Here is a 17,391-nt window from a genome sequence, read left to right on the forward strand (position 1 = left end):
ATGTTCGGTTTCAATCCGCCTCCCCATCAGGTTATCGACATACCCGGTCTAGCCTGCGGCTTTATGCCTCAAAAAAGCTGCGTAAAGCGCTCACACGAATCGCTTTTATTCAATCCGGCCATATTGGACCGACGCCACAAAATCTTCATATTTTCAATAGTATTAGCCCCATGAGGTGACGCACGACTTACCGTTGAGAGGTTTTCTCGTACGCCCTGGATGCGACAGTTTGCCCGGTGAATTTGGGCCAATGACTGTTTGGAAATTGCAATGTACAGCCCTGTTTTCTTTCAATTGCGTTACTGTCGAGTGCCGCCATTGCCCGGGATCTTCCACCCGAAACTGGCGAACTGCATCTGGAATTGATCGGTTGCGAACACACCAATCGCGGCGGCGAGCGTCAGGACGGCCACGCGTGTATGCGGCAACAGGAAGACTGGCTGGAGCGGATCCCGGAGGCGTGGTGCGGCTTGGCGCGCGATTCAGGTGCCGCGATGCTTCGGGATGTTGGCGGTGCTCTTGGCGGCCTTCTATGCGGCTGCCGGTCACTGTCCTGACCGCTACGGTTGTGCCTGGAGTATTCCGCCGTGTCGCGTGGCGAATCGACACCTGGCGGCACACAGATCATTGACGGAGCACGCACAGATGATGCGTGTCATGCCGGACATGGTGCACCTCACAGCGTTCTTCCGAATCAGTTCTACGGAGTATCAGCAGATGCCTGGAACAGGCAAGAAAAAAGCCAGGTTCCCCTGGCTCATCATTTCTATTCAGTAAATCCGGATCGAGCGGCGTCAACCCGATCCGAATTCAAAACGACTTCGCCTCAAGAATGAAAACCTCATTCGTGAGGCGAAAACGGGCGATCACAAACCCTTGCGGAACGGTGCGCCCGAGTGCTCGCGCAACTCGTTGAACACGATCTTCGGCCAGGCCTTCTGCGCGACTTCGATTTCGGAAACGTGCGAAGCAAGGTAAGTCGGCGCATTCGATGCGTCGTAGGCCATACGGGCCGCGTAGGAATCGGTAAAGCGGCGCAGCTCGGCGGAGTCGTCGCAGGTGACCCAGCGCGAGAGACGGTAGCGTGCCGGCATGATGCGCACGTCCACCTTGTATTCGGCGGACAGGCGGTGCGACACCACTTCGAACTGCAGCTGGCCGACGGCGCCCAGAATCATCGAGCCCCCATGCAACGGGCGGAACACCTGGATCGCGCCTTCTTCGCCGAGCTGCTTGAGCGCTTCGCCCAATTGCTTTGCACGCATCGGATCGACCACTTCGATGGTCTGGAAAATTTCCGGCGCGAAGAACGGAAGACCCGTGAACTGAAGATCCTCGCCTTCGGTCAGCGTATCGCCGAGGCTCAGCGCGCCGTGATTAGGAATACCGATGATGTCGCCAGGGTACGCTTCAGCCACGGTTTCGCGGCGCTGCGACAGGAAGCTCACGACGTTGTTCGCGCGGAACGTCTTGTTGTTGCGCGTGATCTTCAGTTGCATGCCGCGCTCGAAGCGGCCCGAGCACACGCGGATAAACGCCACGCGGTCGCGGTGCGCAAGGTCCATGTTTGCCTGCACCTTGAACACGACGCCCGTGAACTTCGGCTCGTCGGGTTCGACCGGGCGCTGCACGGTCATGCGAGCGGACGGCGGCGGTGCGAGATCGACGAGCGCATCGAGAATCTCTTTCACGCCGAAGTTGTTGATCGCCGAACCGAACAGCACCGGCGACTGCTCGCCTGCGAGGAACGCGTCGCGATCGAACGTGGGCGTGGCACCCGTAATCAGTTCGACCTCTTCCTTGGCGCGTTTCCAGTGATAGCCGAAGCGGCGCTCGCCCTCTTCGAAGTCGAGAGCCTGCAGCGTTTCGACAGCACCGCCGAGCGTTTCCTCGCCCGCGCGGAACACGCGCACCTGGTCGCGCTGAATGTCGTAGACGCCCTGGAACTCCTTGCCCATACCGATGGGCCAGGTGAACGGCACGGCGGCCACGCCGAGGTGCTGCTCGATTTCGTCGAGCAGGTCGAGCGGCTCGCGCACTTCGCGGTCGAGTTTGTTGATGAACGTGAGAATCGGCGTCTTGCGGCTGCGGCAGACTTCGAGCAGCTTGAGCGTCTGCGCTTCCACGCCGTTCGCGCCGTCGATCACCATCACGGCGGCGTCCACCGCGGTCAGCACGCGGTACGTGTCTTCCGAAAAGTCCTCGTGGCCCGGCGTGTCGAGCAGATTGATGACGGCATCGCCGTACTCGAACTGCATGACCGAACTCGCGACCGAAATGCCGCGTTGCTTTTCGATCTCCATCCAGTCGGACGTCGCATAGCGATTGCTCTTGCGGCCTTTCACCGTGCCCGCGATCTGAATCGCGCCCGAAAACAGCAGCAGCTTTTCGGTGAGCGTGGTTTTACCCGCGTCCGGGTGAGAAATGACCGCGAACGTGCGGCGGCGTTTGAGTTCGGAAACTGACATCGAGCTGGGTATCACAGATGAAATTCGGGCAACCGGGCCGCGCGGGCATGGGTTGCTGCAAAGGTGGCGGCGTGGGCGGCCACCCGGGTCCGGTTACCGGACGGCATCGCAGGGCCGGCGTGGGATCCAGCGCCGCGACGAATAGCACGAACGGTCAGGGAATCATGGCTCACACCGGCGCAAAGCGGCGCCGCGGACGAATGATACACGGCATTACGGCGCGCGATGAAGAGTTCGATACGCGTGTATGGGCGCCAAGGCGGCATCCTGCATGCGACGCGTGCACGCCAACGCCGTGTGACGCGGCGTGCGCGACCCGTGGTGAGCTTTTGCGGGAGCGTGCGGCCCGTGCCGCGCAAAAAGCCGCTGCCGGCCCGCAATCGTTCGTGGCGGTCTGCCGGTTAATCCTGGATCAGGAAGCGGTTGCGGTTCTTGCCTGCGAGCCAGCCCGGCGCGCGGCCGCGGCCGCTCCACGTTTCGCCGGTTTTCGGATTCCGGTAACGGGCCGGCAGCGGCTTTTTGCGCGGCGCAGCCGCACGACTCGAGAAGCCGAGTTCTTCGGCCGTGATGTCGTACTCGGCAATTTTTTCCTTGATCTCGGCGATTGCCTGCGCAATTTCTTTTTCGCGTGCCACCGCAACTTCCTTGTGGAGCTTTTCCAGTTGGGCGGTCAATTGCTTGTAGCTCGGCATGAGAAGTGATCTCCAGAGTGGTCACACGACAGCATTGTGACCATTCTGGCGTCAAAGAGTGCCGAATTGCGTCTTTTTTTCCTCCGTATGGCAATCCATTGCGCTATCGCAGCGTCTGGCGGCGCATGCTTTCGCGCACGCGATTCTCAAGCGCGTGGAGCGCATCGCGCAGCCGCTTCACACGCTCCGTCTGCGAAGGCGTCAGATTCGCGCACAGCACCGATTCGAGCCGCCCGCGCCAATACGAAAGCGGAATGCGGTCCTGCCCTGAAAGTCGTGCAATGATATGTTCCAGATGCTCGATATCCCTTTCCAGTTGATGGTGGTTCACTGTTGCCCCCGGGTTATGACAAGCCATTTAATGACACGCCTGCGGGCGCATCGGCGTATTTTCGGTTTGCGCTGCTTCTTTTAAGCGATGTTCGGGCATTTTTCCCGATTGGTGTTTATGCCGGATTCGTCACGGATAATGGCACGCACGCATGGCAAAAATCTGTCGCGCATGCCTGAGAAAAATAATCCCGTGATTCTGCTTATCCGCTGACCGGCCGTGGTTGTCCGTTGGCTACCGCACTGAAGCGGGGCGCCACGTCTGCGAGCCTGACGATGCATCGACAACAAACGCAATCGAGAGTAACGACGGCTATTGAGCCTGTACATTCCTCATTTGTGGAAGAATATGCTCCGCGCATTTTTGCGGGCATCAGGCGGTGCCGATATTCAGCGATGAGTCCGCAGTGGAATCGAACGAATCACAATATGACAGTTTGCTGAACGCCATTTATGAAACAATCGACAACTCTGCGTTCTGGAAGGAATTTTGCACAAGATTATTGAAATCAACCGAAACCGCATCGGTTCATTTGTTTGCATTCGACCGGCACCGCAATATTTTTTCGTATGGTGACGGTTTCGATGTCGCCCGGAGCGAGCCGCTCGAACTGATCCGGCCGCTCTATCGCGACGATCCGCGGCTTGAATGGCTGCGCGCATTTGCGCCCGGCAAATGGCTGCATTACAGCGACACCGCCGAAAGCGATCGCGCCACCGGACTTCCCGTATTCGAGCCGCGCATTCTCGCCGCGGAACATCGGCATGTTTCGCTTTGCAAGCTGATCGACAGCTCATCGCTGACCGTCATGCTCGCCTGCCGGTGCGCTGCGGCACAAGGTCCGCTGTCCGATGCCGCGCGTGCGCTGCTCGATCGGCTCACGCCCCACCTCATACGCGCGCTGCGTCTTCACGCGCAACGCAGCACGCTGGGCGCATCCGCGTTCGTGCATCGCGCGAGTCCGCCCGCGATGCTCGTCGATGCGCATGGTGAAGTGCTGTACAGCAACGAACGCGCGCAGCAGCTTCTGAACACGACGTCGCTCGTGCGCGTGCGCGCGCACCAGCTGCGCCTCCCAGCCCCCTGGCAGGCGCGCTTGCTGGAAGACATCGCCATCGCCGAAGCGCGGCTGCGCAGCGAGACAAACGGTGCCCGGGAGGCAGCCGCACGGTTTCGCGCACTGCGCATCGTCGCGCCCAGCGATACGAACGGCCCGGACGTGCTCTACGCGTTCTATAACGTGCAGACATCCGGCGACGCGGCGGTGGCCGAACTGTGCGCCGTTGCCGCGCTCACGTTCTACCATCCGCGTTCCGCGCCGCCGGTTGACGAGCAGGTCCTTGCCGACGCATTCGATCTATCGCCCGCGGAATGCCGCATTGCCCATCTGCTCGCGGAAGGGCTCACACAAAAGGAAATCGCGGCGCGTGTCGGCGTGCAGCACGATACCGTGCGCAAGCAACTACAGTCGGTGTTCCAGAAGACTGCGACGCGCCGCCAGCCCGATCTGCTGCGCCTGCTGCTGAATCTGCCGGTACACCAGACGCAGCAGATGCACCGGACACACGCAGGCTAGCCGCCGGGGACGCGAGCTTATTTGGCCCGGCAGGCGAACACGAGGTTGAAGGTGGGGCCGCTCGTGGACGTATCGATGGTGTCGTAGGCGCCGCCGCACTGCGCGTGCGCCTGCTGCGAGCAGGAGTCGCGATCACCGGCGGACGGGCATTGCACCTGGACCGTTGGGCGGCCATCGGAGAGAAACAGCGGCGGGCTGCTGCTGCACGCGGACAAGGCGGCAAGCAGCGCGCAGGCGAGCGCCGCGAACGGCAGCCTGCACAAGCGGAAAGACAGCGACAAACCTGGACGATTCATGTAGCACCCCAATGGACTTTCTCATTCTTCGATGTGCGATTGTGCCATGCCGCGCACCCGCGGCACGGCATGCGCCCTGCGCGCGCGGGTGCGCTCAGTTCGGCGGCGGCAGCGTCTTGTAAGGCAGCGCGCCGTGCGGATCGGCGACCACGCGCACAAACACCTGCTCGACATCCGGGATCGCTTCGAGGCGGCGCTGCAGCGCGGCCCGATCGAATGAGGCGGGCGCACATCCTTCCGCATAGACAAAACGCCGCTGCACGGTGATCCAGAGGCTCGTGTTCGCGAGCGACGCGTCGCCCTGGAACTGCCGGCGAACCGCCGCCGCGATGTCCGCGTCGTAAAGGTATGAGTTCGGCTTCAAGCACTTGTGCGCAAGCCAGCACGTCGTGCCGCGCTCAACACGATAATGCGCATCGTCTTCGGCCTCGGCCCGGGTCATCAACGGCCCGAGCGGCACCGGACATGCGCTCACCGCGCTCGACAGCGCGAAAAACGGATCGTTGTACCAGTTCTTGAACTGCGTCTGCGCGTCGGCTGCCGTCTGCGCATGCACGGCGGCGCACGTCGCAAAACCAGCCACGTAAACAGCCACAAGACCGGCCGCGCGTGCGCCACGCGCAATCCATGTCATGCGCGGTGGCTTCACCCGACGCAACGCCTGAATCGATTCGAACCACTTCATCGCCGCCGCCCTCCCCACCGCCAGCACGCCCTGGCACGCCCCAGCACCGGCAACGATAGCGCCGCTCAAGCAGCGCGGCAATCATCAGACGATTCTGTAGAATTGCCGCGACGCCTCAAGGATTGCCGAACCACGATCACCATTGAAGGAGACTCAATGTCGTTTGTCATCGTTCTCGCCGCCCTGGCGTTCCTCATGCTCGCTGCCTATCGCGGCTACAGCGTGATCCTCTTCGCCCCCATCGCCGCGCTCGCGGCCGTCCTGCTCACCGATCCGTCCGCCGTCGCGCCTGTGTTCTCCGGCATTTTCATGGACAAGATGGTCGGCTTCGTGAAGCTGTACTTTCCGGTGTTCCTGCTCGGCGCCGTATTCGGTAAGGTTATCGAACTTGCGGGCTTTTCCGAGTCGATCGTCCACGCCGCCATTCGCTACATTGGCCGCTCGCGCGCGAATGCCGTGATCGTCGCGGTATGCGCGCTGCTCACGTATGGCGGCGTGTCGCTCTTCGTCGTGGTGTTCGCCGTGTATCCGTTCGCCGCCGAACTCTATCGCCAGAGCAACATTCCGAAGCGGTTGATGCCCGGCGCCATCGCGCTCGGCGCGTTCTCGTTCACGATGGACTCGCTGCCCGGCACGCCGCAGATCCAGAACATCATTCCGACGAGCTTCTTCAAGACGACCACGTGGGCCGCGCCCGTGCTCGGCATCATCGGCTCGCTCTTTATCATCGTCGTGGGTCTCACGTACCTCGAATGGCGCCGCCGCACCGCGATGGCGAAGGGCGAAGGCTACGGCACGTCGCTCGTGAACGAACCCGATCGCATGGAAACGAAGAGCCTGCCGAATCCGTTGCTCGCCATCGCGCCGCTCGTGCTTGTCGGCGTCGCGAATTTCCTGCTCACGCGCTGGATTCCGGTGTGGTACGGCGAAAGCTTCACCGTCGCGCCCGACGTGCTGCCCGGCATTCACGCGCCCGTCACGACCACCATCAAGCAGGTCGTCGGCATCTGGTCCGTCGAAGGCGCGCTGCTGCTCGGCATCGCACTCGTGCTCGTCACGGCATTGCGCCGCGTGCAATCGCGCTTCGCGACCGGCACGAAGGCCGCCGTGGCGGGCGCCCTGCTCGCTTCGATGAATACCGCATCCGAATACGGCTTCGGCGGCGTGATCGCCGCGCTGCCAGGTTTCATCGTCGTGAGCGACGCGCTCAAGAGCATTCCGAATCCGCTCGTCAATGCGGCGGTTTCCGTGAGTTCGCTCGCGGGTATCACGGGCTCGGCATCGGGCGGCATGAGCATCGCGCTCGCGGCCATGTCCGATCAGTTCATCAAGAGCGCGCAGGCCGCGCACATTCCGATGGAAGTGCTGCACCGCGTGGTCGCGATGGCGAGCGGCGGCATGGACACGCTTCCGCACAACGGCGCCGTCATCACGCTGCTCGCCGTGACGGGCCTCACGCACCGCGAGTCGTATCGCGATATCTTCGCGGTCACGGTTATCAAAACGCTCGCGGTGTTCTTCGTGATCGCCGTGTACTACGCGACCGGACTCGTTTGAGCGCGTTTGGCGGAGTTTGACCGCACTCGACCGCTCGACCGCATGAACGCTCGACCGTTCATGCAGCGGCGGCGCTGAAGGCGCGCGCTTTTCCGACGCATGCCCGACGCTGCCCGGCCACGCGCCGGGCAGCGCCGCATCCGGGCACAATGCAGCCCAACCCGCGCGCAATAGCACCTGATTTTCCAGCCGGGCAACACGCCGATTGGCGGCACACGGCTTCGCGCGGATAATCCGTGAAGCTGCTTCGCGGGCGTGAGCCAATGAGCGGGGCCGCAGCATCGCAAGACTCGTGCAATCCGCAGGAGGCAAGATGACTGACTGGTCCGCCATACGGCATGTCGTTGTCCTGATGCTGGAGAACCGTTCGTTCGATAACATCTTCGGTTTCTTGCGCCCGGCAGGCCCCGATTTCGACGGGCTCGACGGAGCCGGTTGCGCGGGCAACGACGGCATCGCACCGTGGCCCACGCCCGAGGGCACCGACTGTTCGACGGTCCCCAACCCCGATCCGGGCGAAACGTTCGACGACATCAACGCGCAACTCTTCAACGGGCCGATCACCGGCGTGCCGTCGATGAGCGGCTTCGTCGCCAATTACAAGCACCTCGGCGGCAACGGCGCCGAGGTCATGCACTGCTTCACGCGCAACGATCTGCCTGTCCTGAGCGAACTGGCGAGCAGCTTCGCCGTCTCGGATCGCTGGTTCGCGTCGGCGCCGTGCCAGACCTGGCCCAACCGGTTTTTCGTGCATGCGGGCACCGCCAACGGGTATGAGAACAACACACTCGACGGCTTCCCGTTTCCGATGCAGACGATCTTCAACGAACTGCAAGGCGTCGTGCCCTGGAAGATCTATTTCCACGATTTTCCGCAGACCGCGCTGCTCTCGCGCCTGTGGCCGTATTTCGCGAATTTCCGGCTGATCGACGAATTCATCAGCGACGCTGCGGCAGGCCAGTTGCCGGCCTACGCCTTCATCGAGCCGCGGTATTACCCGGATGTAGTGCAATTGCCGAACGATATGCATCCGCCGCATCACGTGCCGTTCGCCGATGCGCTCGTCGCTCGCGTCTATAACGCGGTGCGTGCGTCGCCCAACTGGGATAACACGCTGCTGATCGTCACGTTCGACGAACACGGCGGCTGTTTCGATCACGTTCCCCCACCCGCCGCGACGCAGCCCGAACCGCCACGGCCGATGCAGCGCTTCACGTTCGACCGCTTCGGCGTGCGCGTACCGGCCATCGTCGTCTCGCCGTACACCACCGCGGGCACCGTGTTGCGCGCGGACGGTCCCGTGCCGTACGACCACACGTCGATCCTCAAGACCGTGCGCAACTGCTTCGGCATTGCCGGGCCGCTCTCCGCGCGCGAGGCCGCCGCACCCGATCTGTCCGCCGCGCTCAATGCGCCCTTCGACGCGAATCGCGGGCCGCTATCGATCGATGTGCCCGCACCCATCGTCGACGACGCCACACTACAGGCCGCGAACGGGCGCGACGTGACGCACATGCAGGGTCTGTTCGCGCTGGTCGCAAAGAGCCTCGCGCCACTGGGCGGCAGCACGACCGTCGCCCAGCACATTCAGGACCTCATCCAGTCGAAGAATGCCCCGGCTGGCGCAGCCAATGCCCAGACACCGGCCGTGCCGACGACCGCCGGAGCAGCCGGAGCCATTGCGCGCAGCGTCATGCAGAAGATACTCGCGCGTTTCGCGGCTCCGAAGATGCCGCAAGCCGCGCCGCAGGCAGCGCCGCAAGACTCGATTTATCGCGGTCAATGACGTTTTCATCTGGTTTTCCAGGAGAATGCGATGCCCTTACCCTCCGATACCGGCACCTGGCTCGCGCAGCCCATGAATTACTGGTACGCGGCGCTGCGGCCGTTCTTTGCGCTGTACGCCGCACCAGGATCGCTCGATCAGTCGATCCTGCCGTGGACCTTCGCGGGTCTTGTGGTCAACGAGAACAATTCGAGCGATCCGGCCACCGAACACGCCGTCGTCGGCAAGGACAGTTATGGCCGTCAACTGGGACGCATCTCCGACGCGCTCGCGTGCCTGATCGACACGCTTGCCGAACACGAAAAGAAGAACAAGGCCATCGAGGCGTTTCTCGGCATGAAGGCGCAAATCGACGAGATCAAGGACAAGGCTCAGGCCGCGCGCTTCGACAAGGTGCTAGCCGACCTCGCAGACCTCCGCCAGCGCGACGAGCCCACCTTCTACGAACGCGTCGAGCGAATCAGTGCGCTCGCAAGTAAATGACGTCGTGGATAGCCTCTTGAGCATGCGGCGGAGCAATCCGCCGATGAGTCAGGCAGGCTAACGCAGCGCGCTCGCGAACTCGTCGAGCTGAGTGATCACGGTATTCCAGCCGTCGAAAAAACCCAGCTTTTCGTGCTGCTCGCGCGCCGCATCGTCCTGATGCATGACCCGGGCAACGTAGCGGCTTCCTTCGCCTTCGTCGGCCATCGTGATGATTGCCGTGAAGCCGAGCCACGGCTTGGCCGGACGCCAGCCCGCCGTGAGCATCGACGTGAACACGATGCGCGATTGCGGCACGACCTCGAGGAAGCTGCCGGGGTTATCGCTGGTGCCGCCATCCGGCCCCCGCATGACGGTATGGAAAGCCCCGCCCGGTTGCAGATCGAAGGCGCTCACTTCGGTCGTCCACGGCTTGGGGCACCACCACTGCCTGAGCAGGTCCGGCTCCGACCAGGCGCGCCACAGCGCGGCCCGGGGCGCGCGCAGCACGCGGGTGATGACGAGGTCGCGGGAATCAGCGTTTTCGGCTGCGGGCTGTGTCATGGGTTTGCTCCTCTTGATGAAGTCGTTCGACAAAATTAGCCTTGCGGTCGGACCGTGCTTCCCACACGGCGCGCTGCTCGGCGATCCCTTGCTCCGCCTGCGAAAGCGTTGCCGGAATCAGCTCGCAAATCAGGCCGGAAAGCCGACCGGGATGAGATAGCCGGGGGTCTGGCCGGGAGGCAGGGCGAGTGTCCGCGCCGCGCGAGCCGCGTCGAAAGAGCCGACCGGCACGGCGACAAGCCCGAGCACGGCGGCCTGGAGCAGCATGTTCTGGGCGGCGTGCCCGACCTCGAGGTCGGTATATCTGTTGGCTCGCGCGCCGTACCTCGGGGCGAGCCGGCTGGGGTCAGCGGCCACGGCGATCACGAGCGGAGCGCCGCCGACTGACGCTTGCCCGAGTGCAAGTTCTCTCAGCTCGGGGCGCAGGTCGGGCGTGGCCCGCGTCTCGGCGCGGTGGCCGTGAGGCAGGTAGTGGATCACCTCCGTGGGCGTCACGGCGTAGAGCTCCAGCGCGTACAAGGCGCCTGCCGACGGAGCCGCGCGCTTGCCATCCTGGCTGGTGATGCCCTGCCCCGCCCACAGCAACTGGCCGATGGTCTCGATCGGCAACTGGGCTGCCCCGAAGGTGCGCACCGATCTGCGCCGCGTGATGGCTTCCTCGAAAGAGACCGAGCCGGTGACATTGGGCTTGGGCAGCGCGATGTCCTTCACGTACCTGGCCGGGCTTTCCTGCGCCTCGCACCCGGCAACCTCGGTCATCGCGCTTGCGGCCAGCACTGCCAACACTTCACGGCGTTTCATCGGGCGCCTCCATGAGCGAAGGAGCAGGCCAGCAGGCAGATCCTGCACCCTGCGCGAAGCTCAGTATTTCACGTTTCCGGTCTTGTCTTATTTTGTATGCGCGCAATCCCGCCGAGAGGCAAGCACCTGATAGTTCTGCGTTTTATCTCGTGCACGAAGGTGTTTCGAGCGCGTTTCGGCAGGCGCTGGATCGAGTTTGGAGATTGGCGCCGGTATGTCGAACGACCGGCCTGGAATAGTCAATGGCCAATCCTGAAAGCGGCCACCCGTTTTGCGCGAGTGGCCCGCATGGGAAAGTTATCTAAACAGCGCCCCGTTCAGACCATTCTCCTGAATGGTTGTCTGTTGCTGACGCAAGCAGTCGACGAGCGGATCGTCCGCTTTAGGCTGTTGTTCCCACTGGTCGATATACACCAGCTGGTCGATCGGCAGCCTGGGCAACCAGCCTGCGCTTTCCAGCTCCGGCTTGTCGTAGAAGTGGCTGACGTATCCCAGACAAAGGTAGGCCACCGGCACGATATTGCGGGGGATCTGGAGGGCGTCCTGCACATCGCCCTGATTGAAGATGCTCACCCAACCCACTCCGAGTCCTTCGGCGCGTGCAGCCAGCCACAGATTTTGCACCGCGCAGACGCTGCTATAGAGATCCATCGTCCGAATATGGGTGCGCCCCACAACGACTGGTCCGGTACGTTTGCGATCGCAGGTAATGCACAGGTTGACGGGCGACTCCAGGATGCCTTCGAGTTTGAGGCGGCTGTAGACTTCGCGCTTTTCGCCATCGAACATCTGCGCAGCTTCTGCGTTGGCCTTTTTGAACAGGTCATGGACGCGCTGCTTGACGTCCTGCGAGCGAACCACCAGAAAATTCCAGGGCTGCATGAAGCCCACCGAAGGCGCATGGTGCGCGGCCATCAGCACCCGGCTTAACACCTCGTCGGGGATAGCGTCGGGCAGGAATTGTCCGCGCACGTCACGGCGGCTGAAAATGGTCCGGTAGACGGCGGCGCGCTCCGCTTCGGAAAACTGGTGATCGGGCCGGACAGCTTGGTTTTCCATGGATTCCCCTTTTGGAAAAGATTCGGCTGCCGGGCCTGGCAGCTTTTTTTCGCTCTTCAGGCCGGTCTTCTGACTTGGATTCATCCGTGCAGAGCGCCTTCCCGGCTCGCGCCAGTGGCATGTTGCTCTACCCGTCCTCCATACAGCGTTGGGCACGTGGCGGAATCGCACCGCCTTCCCGATTCTCCCTTGCGGGCACCTGAAGAAAAGTTGCCGCAACAAAATCGTTGCGGCGGCCCGAATCCTATTACACCCATGCAATGCGGGCAACCGCGCCAGTCAGGCTGGCGCGCGCCGGGCGAAGATACGGCGGGTCAGATCGAATGCGACGAGATTGCCGGCCAGAATCAGCATCAGTCCAACCACGGCCAGCAATGACCAACGGTAGCCTTCGAATACGGTCGAAATCGCGAGCGCGACGATCGGAAACAAAACCGTGCAATAGGCTGCGCGCTCGGGCCCGATCCGTCCAACCAGCGTCAGATACGCGGTAAATCCAATCACCGACCCTGCAATCACGAGATAGGCAAGCGCACCGAGGTAGCGCGCATCCAGTTCGGGCCGGAACGGCAAACCGGCGAACGCACTGCCGGTCACCAGCACCGCGGTGCCGATCAGCATGGCCCAACCGTTCGTGACAAACGGATCCAGCCCCATGGATTGCATGCGGCTCGACAAGAGATTGCCCGCCGAAAAACATTGCGTGCCGAGAAACGCGACGGCGAGCCCGAGCCAGGCGGTGTGATCGTCGATATGGCCCGCCATCTGTTGCATGAACAGGCAAACAATCCCGATCAGGCCGAGCACGGCCCCACCGACCGCAGAAGGCTGCAGCGGCCGCCCCATGAACAGACGGCCGTTGATGGAATTGAGCAGCGGTGCGGTCGAGAACACCACGGCGACGAGACCGCTCGGCACGATGCCCTCGGCATAGTAGAAGCACAGGAAGTTAAGGCAGAAGAGCGCCAGCCCCTGGCCCACCAGATATCGCCACGCCGCGCGCGGCGGCCAGATCGGGCGGCGCATCACGCGCAGCAGCGCAAACATCACGAGCGCCGCGAGCCCGAAGCGCCAGGCGATGGAAACCGGCGCCGGCACGACGCCAAGCTGCCATTTGATGGCGATCCAGGTGGTTCCCCAGATCACGACGGTAAGCGCATAGAGCAAGAGATTCATTGCCGGAACCAGTTCGATACTGAAAGTCCTCACTATCGCGCGCAGCCGCGAGCCGCACTTGTCCAGGATTGCGCTTTTTTTGGCAGCGGCCTGCTCCGGGCCGGGCGCGCGTATACTTTCACGATCCCTCCACCGGTCGCGCAGCGGCCTGTTGCGAACCATGAACGCCCAGCCGACTCCCTCCGTGCCCGATCTCGCCGACACCCCATTCGGGCTGCATTCGGTGTGCCGCACGCTGAGCGAAGCCGACGCGACGCTCGAGCGGTTTGCCTGGCTCGGCGACCGGCTTGCGGCAGCCGTCTGGGTGCGCGAGACGCGCGAGACAGAGACCGTCTACGAGCGGCCCGGCCATCACACGCTGTCGTGCTACATCGACGGCGGCTACCGGACGGAGCGGCAAAAGCTGCCGGGGATCTACGGCGCGCCGAGCCGGCTCTGCGCGCTGCCGGGCGATCACGAATCGCGCTGGTGGGTACGGGGCCACATGCATTTCATGCACCTTTATTTCCTGCCGGAGCACTTTACGCAACGTGCCGTCAGCGAACTCGATCTGGAGCCGCGCGAACTCACGCTGGCAGACCGCACGTATTTCGAAGACGAGCGGATCGCGATGCTTTGCCAGACGCTTGCCCACGAAGACTGGACCGATCCGCAAGGGCTTTTGCGCAGCAACGAAACGGCCCACGAAGCGCTGAGCCTGCTGCTGCGCAGCCAGAGCGTGCGCCGCCCGGGCGCGGTGCTCAAGGGCGGCCTTTCGGTGGCGACGCGGCGGCGCCTGCGCGACTATATCGACGCCCATCTGGGCGAGCCGCTGACGCTCGGCGCACTCGCCGAAATCGCGTGCCTGTCCGAATACCATCTCGCGCGCATGTTCCGCACGTCGTTCGGTCAGCCGCCGCACGCATGGATCGCGGCCCAGCGTCTTGAACGGGCCCGCGCCCTGTTGCGCTCGACCGCGCAACCGCTCGTGCAGATTGCAGCCGAGTGCGGCTATGCGAACGCGAGCCACTTCAGCCATCGCTTCCGCGATGCATTCGGCGCCGCGCCCAATACATTCCGGCAAGCAGTCCAGAAGTAGCCGGTAGGTGACCGCGTCGGTGACCGCGTCGGTGACCGCGTCGGTGACCACGTCGGTGACCACGTAGGCGGCAGCGACGATCTCGCATCAGGAAAGAGAAACCGCAACAAAAGCGCTTGCAAGCGTGCACGAGTCTCTCTATAATTCGCGCCTCGACAGGCTCGTAGCTCAGCTGGTTAGAGCACCACCTTGACATGGTGGGGGTCGTTGGTTCGAGTCCAATCGAGCCTACCAACGAATATTGCAGTACCTTGTTGCAACACCCGGCAATGACGCAGTCCCTCGCGGGAATGCGTCATTTTCGTTTTTGGCTGTTAATTTCAGGCTGTTGGTTTTTCCCTTTCGTATCTCGCCCGGGGTCGTATCTTCACAACCGTTTTATCGACGGGCTGCCTGAACCGCAGATCGTTTGCGCCACGGCATGGATACGTAGTTATCCAAAGCATATTGTGCGGACGCCACGGCGTCGCGCCGCACGTCCGCTATCGAGGGAAAGCAAGGCAAGGCGATTGCGCCTTGCCTTGTTTCCTGCGCGTCTAGATCTTCAACCGCGTGACCTTCGTGCCCGCGAGCGACACATCGCCCATCAGGCCCGCGTTCGTCACGATGAACACCTGAACCGGCGCCGTCGCGGTGGTCGTATCGACCGCACCGTTCGCGCCCATCTTCACGAGCGCCACCGACGCATCCGCCCCCGCCGACCAGCCCTCCGACGCGCGGAAGCGGTTGAGCGAATCCTGGGTCATGAAGCAGAAGATGACCGCCTTCGACTGCGCGCCCGCCTGCAGGCCAAACGATCCCGACACGGTGCTGTAGTAGCCCACCGTTGCACCGCCCACGCGCAGCGCGCCTTCGCCATACTGCCCGCCGACGATGAAACCGGCCTGCAGCACGGATGGGAACACGAGCACGCCACGTGCCTTCGCGACGAGTTCGTGCGAGCCCGGCACGGTCGTAAAGAGCTTGTTCAAGGCGCCGTCGATACCTGCGTCAATCGACTGGCGCCGCGAGGCGTTATCCGCCGCGCTCGGATTCGTGCCCGGCGTGGTGGTACAGCCCTCGAGCGCAAATGCGCCCGAGGCGAGCGCGGCGGCGGCCGTGAGGATGAAGTTTCGTCGTTGCATCGTTATCTCCACACGAATGGGAATGTGGAAACGTGAGCGCAAGCCACGTTCCCACCCCAGTTTGCACGAAAACGATGAGAGGTGTCCGCGCAGTGATCACTCCGCAATTGCCCCGCGTTATGGCCTGGTTGCCGCGCGGTTGCCGCTTCGATGCATGCCGGTTGCGCGCTTCTTTCCGGATCTTGTGCCATTGCGGGCACGCGCCCTTTTCACCATGCATCCTGGAACATGCCCTGGAATCCAGGTAATTTTTAAACGGCGTACGCCGATCCGAAGGGTTCGCACAACTCACACGGCATGGCCAGATCAGTGCTTACTGGTGTGTATCAGTGTGTGACAGGCTCGTTCGCAGCCAGATGCGAGCGCACGAAGCCGATATGCTCCCGCAGCACGTAAAACGCATCGGCATAAGCAAGCGGCATGCGCAGCGTGTTGAGCGACCGCTCGATTTCGTTGAGTTCGCCGATCAACTGGCGCCGCTCTTCTTCGCTCGTATGCTTGAGCGCATCGCGCTCGATTGCGATGAGCGCGCCGTAATGGCGATAGATGCGCGAGCGCACGCGCCAGCTATACAGTGCGGGAATGGCGCGCAGGGCCGGGAATACGAGTACGGCAAGCGGCAGCAGCAGAACGATGAGCCGGTCTGCCACGCTCGCGAGCCAGAACGGCAGCGTGCGATAGAGAAAGCTCTTGCCCGAGCGGTAATAGCGCGTCGCGTCTTCGCTGATCCGGAAGTCGTGCACCGACGTGTTGGGAAACTCGCCCGCGCGTTGTAACAGGCCCGGTGCGCTGTTCACCTCGCTTGCGGCTTCGATCAGCAGATCGGAAATCGCAGGATGCAGCGTGCTGCGCGCGACGATTTCAACGGTCGGGCCAATCAGGTGCACGGTATCGGGCGGAACGCGGTGGCGCAGATCGAGCACGCCCGGCGGCAAATCGATGTTTTCGAGGTACGGAAAGAGCCGCGTGTAAGCGCCCGTTTCGTCGAGGCTCATCACGGAGATGCCTGGAATCGTCAGCACGCGCAGCATCAGTTCGCGCGTCGTGGAGTCGCCGCTCAACATGGCGGCATCGACGTTTCCGGACACGAGTTGCGTGGCGGCCTGCAAGCCGTCGAGCGGCAGCAGCGCGGTATCGCCGCCAGGATCGATACCGTTCGCGTCGAGCAGCTTGAGCGACAGCTTCCGCGTGCCGCTGCCTTCGCGGCCGATGGCAATGCGTTTGCCTTCAAGCTGCGAAAGCTGCGTGAGACCCGAGCCGCGATAGAACACCACCATCGGCAGATACGCGACGCTGCCGAGCGACATCAGCGAACTCACATCCCGGTCGCCGGCCACGCCGCCCTGCACGAGCGCGACATCGACGTGCAATTTCGGGTCGAGCAGCCGGTCCAGGTTCTGCACCGAGCCATCCGATTCGAGCACGTTGAGCGTCACGCCATTGCGCGCGAGGATCGTACGGTACGACTCGGCCAACAGCATGAACGAGCTGTCCTTCGGACCGGCGCTGATCGTGATGCTGCGCGGCGGCGCGGGATCGACGAGCCACACCATGAGCGCGACGATAACACCGCAAATGATTGCAACGGGCAACGCGGATAGCGCGAGATCGCGCCAGTCGGGCTGAGCGTGTTCGCGCAGAAAATGTAGCGGCGGTCGATATCGTTTCATGAGAACCCGGCGGCAACGCGTCAGACTCCTGGAAACCTCATGATGCCATTTTCGCGCCAGATCGGA

Annotated in this window: 16 protein-coding genes, 1 tRNA gene, 1 pseudogene and 1 riboswitch; of the genes and pseudogenes, 6 read left to right on the top strand and 12 right to left on the bottom strand. The window is 62.8% G+C overall.

Features of this window, described 5'->3' with window-relative positions:
- Positions 1–866: 866 nt before the first annotated feature.
- The 3 genes from ACFPTO_RS20760 to ACFPTO_RS20770 form a co-directional block, all read right to left on the bottom strand.
- Positions 867–2,468, bottom strand: a complete 1,602-nt coding sequence (locus ACFPTO_RS20760; protein ID WP_377714311.1) for a peptide chain release factor 3 — start codon at positions 2,466–2,468, stop codon at positions 867–869.
- Positions 2,469–2,869: 401 nt separating this feature from the next.
- On the bottom strand, positions 2,870–3,160 hold the full coding sequence (locus ACFPTO_RS20765) for an H-NS histone family protein (protein WP_377714313.1): 291 nt from the start codon (positions 3,158–3,160) through the stop codon (positions 2,870–2,872).
- 103 nt (positions 3,161–3,263) lie between these two features.
- On the bottom strand, positions 3,264–3,491 hold the full coding sequence (locus ACFPTO_RS20770; protein WP_377714315.1) for a hypothetical protein: 228 nt from the start codon (positions 3,489–3,491) through the stop codon (positions 3,264–3,266).
- A gap of 502 nt (positions 3,492–3,993) precedes the next feature.
- Here ACFPTO_RS20770 and ACFPTO_RS20775 point away from each other — a divergent pair.
- A complete protein-coding gene (locus ACFPTO_RS20775; protein WP_377714317.1) occupies positions 3,994–5,067 on the top strand; it encodes a helix-turn-helix transcriptional regulator in 1,074 nt (357 codons plus the stop codon).
- A 17-nt stretch (positions 5,068–5,084) separates the two neighbouring features.
- Here ACFPTO_RS20775 and ACFPTO_RS20780 read toward each other — a convergent pair whose 3' ends face one another.
- Both ACFPTO_RS20780 and ACFPTO_RS20785 read right to left on the bottom strand, forming a co-directional pair.
- Positions 5,085–5,363, bottom strand: coding sequence for a hypothetical protein (locus ACFPTO_RS20780; protein ID WP_377714319.1), 279 nt, complete (start codon positions 5,361–5,363; stop codon positions 5,085–5,087).
- A 94-nt stretch (positions 5,364–5,457) separates the two neighbouring features.
- Positions 5,458–6,117, bottom strand: coding sequence for a BON domain-containing protein (locus tag ACFPTO_RS20785; RefSeq protein ID WP_377714321.1), 660 nt, complete (start codon positions 6,115–6,117; stop codon positions 5,458–5,460).
- An 87-nt stretch (positions 6,118–6,204) separates the two neighbouring features.
- On the opposite strand from ACFPTO_RS20785, the gene ACFPTO_RS20790 reads away from it, so the two are divergent.
- From ACFPTO_RS20790 to ACFPTO_RS20800, 3 genes are all read left to right on the top strand, one after another.
- The gene (locus ACFPTO_RS20790; RefSeq protein WP_377714323.1) at positions 6,205–7,605 is read left to right on the top strand and encodes a GntP family permease; all 1,401 of its coding nucleotides are present in this window, start codon (positions 6,205–6,207) and stop codon (positions 7,603–7,605) included.
- Between the two features lie 313 nt (positions 7,606–7,918).
- A complete protein-coding gene (locus tag ACFPTO_RS20795; protein ID WP_377714325.1) occupies positions 7,919–9,391 on the top strand; it encodes an alkaline phosphatase family protein in 1,473 nt (490 codons plus the stop codon).
- A 30-nt stretch (positions 9,392–9,421) separates the two neighbouring features.
- Complete coding sequence (locus ACFPTO_RS20800) at positions 9,422–9,874, top strand: hypothetical protein (RefSeq protein WP_377714327.1); 453 nt, start codon at positions 9,422–9,424, stop codon at positions 9,872–9,874.
- 57 nt (positions 9,875–9,931) lie between these two features.
- Here ACFPTO_RS20800 and ACFPTO_RS20805 read toward each other — a convergent pair whose 3' ends face one another.
- The 5 genes and pseudogenes from ACFPTO_RS20805 to ACFPTO_RS20825 form a co-directional block, all read right to left on the bottom strand.
- On the bottom strand, positions 9,932–10,417 hold the full coding sequence (locus ACFPTO_RS20805; RefSeq protein WP_377714329.1) for an SRPBCC family protein: 486 nt from the start codon (positions 10,415–10,417) through the stop codon (positions 9,932–9,934).
- Positions 10,389–10,544 (bottom strand): annotated as a pseudogene (locus ACFPTO_RS20810) (transcriptional regulator); the annotation flags it as partial. The pseudogene ACFPTO_RS20810 and the gene ACFPTO_RS20805, both read right to left, overlap by 29 nt.
- A gap of 2 nt (positions 10,545–10,546) precedes the next feature.
- Positions 10,547–11,218 (bottom strand): SagB/ThcOx family dehydrogenase, encoded by a 672-nt coding sequence (locus ACFPTO_RS20815; RefSeq protein WP_377714331.1) that lies wholly within the window; start codon positions 11,216–11,218, stop codon positions 10,547–10,549.
- Positions 11,219–11,515: 297 nt separating this feature from the next.
- Positions 11,516–12,361, bottom strand: coding sequence for a 5,6-dimethylbenzimidazole synthase (bluB, locus tag ACFPTO_RS20820; protein ID WP_377714333.1), 846 nt, complete (start codon positions 12,359–12,361; stop codon positions 11,516–11,518).
- Positions 12,320–12,495, bottom strand: a riboswitch (cobalamin riboswitch). It overlaps the preceding gene by 42 nt.
- Positions 12,496–12,556: 61 nt before the next feature.
- The gene (locus ACFPTO_RS20825; protein WP_377714335.1) at positions 12,557–13,453 is read right to left on the bottom strand and encodes a DMT family transporter; all 897 of its coding nucleotides are present in this window, start codon (positions 13,451–13,453) and stop codon (positions 12,557–12,559) included.
- A gap of 160 nt (positions 13,454–13,613) precedes the next feature.
- Here ACFPTO_RS20825 and ACFPTO_RS20830 point away from each other — a divergent pair, with 160 nt between their 5' ends.
- Complete coding sequence (locus tag ACFPTO_RS20830; protein ID WP_377714337.1) at positions 13,614–14,531, top strand: AraC family transcriptional regulator; 918 nt, start codon at positions 13,614–13,616, stop codon at positions 14,529–14,531.
- Positions 14,532–14,688: 157 nt separating this feature from the next.
- Positions 14,689–14,765 (top strand) — tRNA-Val (locus ACFPTO_RS20835).
- 302 nt (positions 14,766–15,067) lie between these two features.
- Here ACFPTO_RS20835 and ACFPTO_RS20840 read toward each other — a convergent pair.
- Both ACFPTO_RS20840 and ACFPTO_RS20845 read right to left on the bottom strand, forming a co-directional pair.
- Positions 15,068–15,655, bottom strand: coding sequence for a BPSL1445 family SYLF domain-containing lipoprotein (locus ACFPTO_RS20840; protein ID WP_377714339.1), 588 nt, complete (start codon positions 15,653–15,655; stop codon positions 15,068–15,070).
- Between the two features lie 326 nt (positions 15,656–15,981).
- Positions 15,982–17,325 carry a TAXI family TRAP transporter solute-binding subunit gene (locus tag ACFPTO_RS20845; RefSeq protein ID WP_377714341.1) on the bottom strand — a complete coding sequence of 448 codons (1,344 nt, stop codon included), beginning with the start codon at positions 17,323–17,325 and terminating at the stop codon, positions 15,982–15,984.
- Positions 17,326–17,391: the final 66 nt, after the last annotated feature.

The sequence above is a fragment of the Paraburkholderia denitrificans genome, from assembly GCF_042655705.1.
Classification (GTDB): domain Bacteria; phylum Pseudomonadota; class Gammaproteobacteria; order Burkholderiales; family Burkholderiaceae; genus Paraburkholderia; species Paraburkholderia denitrificans.

Coding starts and splice junctions, on each gene's coding strand:
- ACFPTO_RS20760 (WP_377714311.1), bottom strand. CDS start 2,468: ATGTCAGTTTCCGAACTCAAACGCCGCCGCACGTTCGCGGTCATTTCT.
- ACFPTO_RS20765 (WP_377714313.1), bottom strand. CDS start 3,160: ATGCCGAGCTACAAGCAATTGACCGCCCAACTGGAAAAGCTCCACAAG.
- ACFPTO_RS20780 (WP_377714319.1), bottom strand. CDS start 5,363: ATGAATCGTCCAGGTTTGTCGCTGTCTTTCCGCTTGTGCAGGCTGCCG.
- ACFPTO_RS20790 (WP_377714323.1), top strand. CDS start 6,205: ATGTCGTTTGTCATCGTTCTCGCCGCCCTGGCGTTCCTCATGCTCGCT.
- ACFPTO_RS20795 (WP_377714325.1), top strand. CDS start 7,919: ATGACTGACTGGTCCGCCATACGGCATGTCGTTGTCCTGATGCTGGAG.
- ACFPTO_RS20800 (WP_377714327.1), top strand. CDS start 9,422: ATGCCCTTACCCTCCGATACCGGCACCTGGCTCGCGCAGCCCATGAAT.
- ACFPTO_RS20805 (WP_377714329.1), bottom strand. CDS start 10,417: ATGACACAGCCCGCAGCCGAAAACGCTGATTCCCGCGACCTCGTCATC.
- ACFPTO_RS20815 (WP_377714331.1), bottom strand. CDS start 11,218: ATGAAACGCCGTGAAGTGTTGGCAGTGCTGGCCGCAAGCGCGATGACC.
- bluB (WP_377714333.1), bottom strand. CDS start 12,361: ATGAATCCAAGTCAGAAGACCGGCCTGAAGAGCGAAAAAAAGCTGCCA.
- ACFPTO_RS20825 (WP_377714335.1), bottom strand. CDS start 13,453: ATGAATCTCTTGCTCTATGCGCTTACCGTCGTGATCTGGGGAACCACC.
- ACFPTO_RS20830 (WP_377714337.1), top strand. CDS start 13,614: ATGAACGCCCAGCCGACTCCCTCCGTGCCCGATCTCGCCGACACCCCA.
- ACFPTO_RS20840 (WP_377714339.1), bottom strand. CDS start 15,655: ATGCAACGACGAAACTTCATCCTCACGGCCGCCGCCGCGCTCGCCTCG.
- ACFPTO_RS20845 (WP_377714341.1), bottom strand. CDS start 17,325: ATGAAACGATATCGACCGCCGCTACATTTTCTGCGCGAACACGCTCAG.